At 64.5% G+C, this 1,545-nt stretch carries 1 protein-coding gene; it reads right to left on the bottom strand.

Translation table 11 applies throughout. The annotated features are described in order from the left end of the window. Nucleotides 1-27: 27 nt before the first annotated feature. The gene (locus tag VGM51_06230; protein ID HEY3412638.1) at nucleotides 28-1,380 is read right to left on the bottom strand and encodes an ISKra4 family transposase; all 1,353 of its coding nucleotides are present in this window, start codon (nucleotides 1,378-1,380) and stop codon (nucleotides 28-30) included. Nucleotides 1,381-1,545 lie beyond the last annotated feature (165 nt).

Here is a 1,545-nt window from a genome sequence, read left to right as displayed (position 1 = left end):
GGTGTACGCAAAGATTGTGATGTATTTTCAGAAGCCAAAGGCTTGCTTCACCATTTGCCCCATTTGTTTGAGTGATAACGACCGTGGCTCCTCGCGCGTTGACGCGGACGGTCGCCGGGACGGCATCGACTTGCGGGCGGTCTGTGGCGGATCGAGACGGAGCGGTGGCGGTGAGGCGGACCGCGTGACCGCCGCTTTGGTTTGGGCGCACGCGCACGCCCAGTCGCCGTTCAACGCCGCACAGCGCGCGGTGAGTACCTGCTGGAGATGCACCGGGTTCCAACGCATGCCCGCCTGCTTAGCCCGCGCTTGGACGACCTGTTTCACCGCGGATTCAATTCGCCCACTGCCAATCGGATAGCCCCGTCGTCGGGCTTCCGGATAATTCAAGCGCTGACGATGCCGCCACATATACTTCAGGCAGGCCCCCGCGCTCTGCCGAAGTTCCGCGGTGTCCCCCCGCTGGTGCAGCGCTTTCAGCGCCAGCAGCGTCTCGCGCGGCCCACGAAACCGTAGCGCTTCTTGCTGCGTGGCCAGCCACGGCGTGCCGTCCGGATGGAGTTTTGCCACCGCGCCGAGATGCTCCATGAGATGATACCAGTCCAGCAGTTGAAATGCCTCCGGATAGCATCCCGTCAGCAGGCGCCACAGGGCCGGGGCGCCGTCACCCAGCAGCAGCACCTCCCGCGCGGTCGTCACCCCCACGCGCTCGGCCAGGTTCGTCACGAGGGGCGCGTGGATCGCCCACGGCCCTTGCGCGACGGCATACTGGATCGGCTGATCGTGGTCCGCGCGGCGTCCCCAGGCGGCGTACACTTTCTGTTCATGCCAGGCATTATCGGTCCGCCACAGCGTATTGCCGGCATCGGCTTCAATCACCACCAGGTCGACGGCCGGCGCCGGGGCCTCCGGCGTCGGGACGGGCGGCGCGTAGGCGGCCCCCACGTCCTCCGTCCAGCTTTCCGTGCTGCGCGCACTGACCTGAAAGAGGGTCAGATCCTCCAATAAATGGGCGGTTTTTTCAAACGACGGCAACACGGCCCCGAGTAAACTGGCACCGTCCCGCACGCCCCAGGACGCATTGCCCGGCGGCAAGTCCCACACCACATCGTCCGGCGCACAGCCCGTCCCACACGCGGCACAATGCCAATAGCCCCGCACCAGGCGCACCTCCCCGGCGCGCGTCGTGAGCGTGCGACGTCGGAAGTCGACCCAACGCATCACCCGGCCACACGAACAGAGCGGTGGCGCCCCTTTTTTCCCGCCTCCGGCGGGGTCGCGCTCTGCAGTAAGGTTTCCAGCAAGGCCGGCCCCAACTGCCGGAACAAGGTCATTACGGCATCTTCCGCCTCGGCCAGCGTTAATCGGCGATCCGGACATTGGGCCCGCAGATAGTCCAGTAAAGGTTGAAGAGCAGCAGCATCGAACGTACGGCGAGTGGTCGTCAATAGAAGTCCCCCAGGTAGAAAAAATTGGGGGTACCCATATCGTACCCAGAGTATGCCGCACACTGAACATCACCAATCACAATGTTTGCGTGCACCC

This window comes from Armatimonadota bacterium, assembly GCA_036504095.1.
Taxonomy (GTDB): domain Bacteria; phylum Armatimonadota; class DTGP01; order JAKQQT01; family JAKQQT01; genus DASXUL01.
The sequence above is the reverse complement of the archived record's forward strand: the minus strand, read 5'-3'. Positions and strand labels throughout refer to the sequence as shown.

Coding starts and splice junctions, on each gene's coding strand:
- VGM51_06230 (HEY3412638.1), bottom strand. CDS start 1,380: ATGTCCGGATCGCCGATTAACGCTGGCCGAGGCGGAAGATGCCGTAAT.